The organism is Flavobacterium soyangense (assembly GCF_015277675.1).
GTDB lineage: Bacteria > Bacteroidota > Bacteroidia > Flavobacteriales > Flavobacteriaceae > Flavobacterium > Flavobacterium soyangense.
This window is the reverse complement of record NZ_JADHEC010000076.1, coordinates 1-2,331: the sequence shown is the minus strand read 5'-3', so window position 1 is coordinate 2,331 and position 2,331 is coordinate 1. Positions and strand designations below refer to the sequence as shown.

At 42.8% G+C, this 2,331-nt stretch carries 2 protein-coding genes; both read right to left on the bottom strand.

The annotated features are described in order from the left end of the window. Positions 1 to 211 precede the first annotated feature (211 nt). The gene (locus IR213_RS15975) at positions 212 to 1,327 is read right to left on the bottom strand and encodes an IS91 family transposase (RefSeq protein WP_194313283.1); all 1,116 of its coding nucleotides are present in this window, start codon (positions 1,325 to 1,327) and stop codon (positions 212 to 214) included. Then, a complete protein-coding gene (locus tag IR213_RS15970) occupies positions 1,306 to 2,058 on the bottom strand; it encodes a tyrosine-type recombinase/integrase (protein ID WP_228479218.1) in 753 nt (250 codons plus the stop codon). Before IR213_RS15970 ends, IR213_RS15975 begins: the two co-directional genes overlap by 22 nt. Positions 2,059 to 2,331: the final 273 nt, after the last annotated feature.

Genomic DNA, 2,331 nt, shown 5'->3' with positions numbered 1-2,331 from the left:
AACAGCTAGGGGTTCGTTGCGGCTGCAAGCCGAACAATGAACCCCGTGTTGAACGGAACCGGAGTACCTGCCGTTAACACTATGCAGTTATCGTAAAAAAATTAGAGAGAATTTCAAGAGGCAAGCAAGCCTCTTTTTTTTGGAGTGGTTTTAAAGATGGTTTTTTAGTGTTTTCCTTCACTTTTGGGCATAAGTGCCCTTACCCATAAAATTAACTTTCACAGGAAATTGAGTTTTGGCTACCGCCAAGATACCAAGCAGGCGGACCACGCTGGTCAAAAACCGCTATCCGATGCAAATTGCCCGTTTTGCAACACGGACATTTGGGTAAGAAGGGCTTCTTTTCTGCTCTTTCTATCACTTTTACTTGGAGTTTCTCCTGCAAAAGTTTCAGCTTCACACGCTTCCAAGTGCTGCTCAAAAAACCATAATGACGGATCTTGACAAAGCGCTTGGGTAAAATATGCAACGAAAACCGCCTGATGAATTCCTGATGGGTCAGTGTCATAAGTTTCTTGACGCCTGCCATTCGATAATCTTTGTACTCAAAAGTCACGTTTTGCTCGTCAATGCTCTTGATTCGGTGGTTGCTAATGGCAATTTTATGGGTATATCTCCCCAAATATTCCACCACCGACTTTGGACTTCCAAAAGGCTTTTTGGCAAAAACAACCCATGATTTTTTCCATAAATCCTGCCGGATTTGCTCGTATTGTATAGGCTCTTTTGCTTTGAGTTTGGCGCAATATTTAGCCCTAAAAACCTTCGACAAGGCTTTCACAGGGAACAAGAATTTACCATCGGTTCTACTATTTTTCCACTGTGCGTCTTTGTTAACACCACCGCCTGGAACAATACAATGCAGGTGCGGATGCAAACTCAATTGTTGTCCCCAGGTGTGCAAAACCGCAATCATTCCCATTTGCATTTCCTTGGCTTTGCCAAATTGTTGCAAGGTTTCCCAAGTCGCTTCAAAGAGCGTGTCATAAACCAGTTTTGGACTGTGAATCGCCAATGCATTAATGCTATCGGGCAATGTAAAAACAACGTGGAAGTATGGCACTGGCAAGAGTTCTGTTTCCCTAGCCTGTATCCAATCTTCTCGATTCTTACCCTGACACTTCGGACAATGCCGATTGCGGCAAGAATTGTAGCTTATTGATAAGTTACCACAACCATCGCAAGCATCGATATGACCGCCCAATTCGGCGGTTCTACATTTTTTGATGGCAAAAAGCGTGCGGAGTTGCCAAGTATTCAATCCATAACTCTCGATTTTCGAACCCACTTTTTGCAGGACATCGGCTACTTCGAACTGCGGCTGCATTTTGCAAAAAGCGTGTCGAGCGGACTAAAAATACGCTGACTTTCGAGTTGGGCAATGTGCAAATACTCCATCGTAGTTTCGATATTTTGATGCCCTAAAAGATCTTTGAGCGTCATAATATCCATACCATCTTCGAGCAAATGCGTGGCGTAACTATGACGAAGCGTATGGGTGTGAACTTCCTTTTTCACGCCCGCTGCTTTAGCAACTTGTTTGACCGCCCATTGCACGCCTCGTTGGCTGTAACGACTATCAAAATCTCCACCTGCTCTCTCAATAGGCTGACCGTTAAAAAGATACTCTTCTGGTTTTTCGGCTTCGATGTAGGTTTTTAAACCTCGAATTAAATGTACCGAAAGCGGAACATAACGGTCTTTTTTGCCTTTGCCTTGCACCACTTTGAGCTGTTTTCTATCGAAATCTAAATCCTGTAAACGTACAGAACGAGCTTCCATACAACGCAAGCCACAACCATAAAGCAAACCAATCAGGATTTTATGTTTAAGCAGCTTGGCACATTGGAGCATCGCCCAAACTTCCTCTTTGCTCAAAACAACAGGGAGTTTTTTCTCGTGTTTTATAGAAGGTAACCGTAAAAACTCATACGGCAATCCTTCGGATTTTAGCAAAAAACGAAGTCCGTAAACACAGTGTTTAAAATAGGTTTGCGATGGGGTTTTGGACTTTTTTTGCAAGTAAAATAAGTAGTCCTGAACTTGTTCGGAATCCAACTCCGTGGGGATTTTGCCAAAATACAACGAAATCGAAGCCAGGTGCCGCGAATAATTGTTAAACGTGCTTTGGCTTCTGCCTAAAACCGAAACTGTACGCTCAAAACGAGCCAATAGTTCCACAAATCCAGGAACTTCTCGCTTGGCTTGGTTGAGGATTTTGTTCTCTCTTAATAAATCTGGATGCTTTTTTTTGTAGTCATATTTTCAAAGTTTTAATTATCTTTGAAAGGTACAAAATCAGCGCGAGAGCTACCGAAGGTTTAGTTCAAC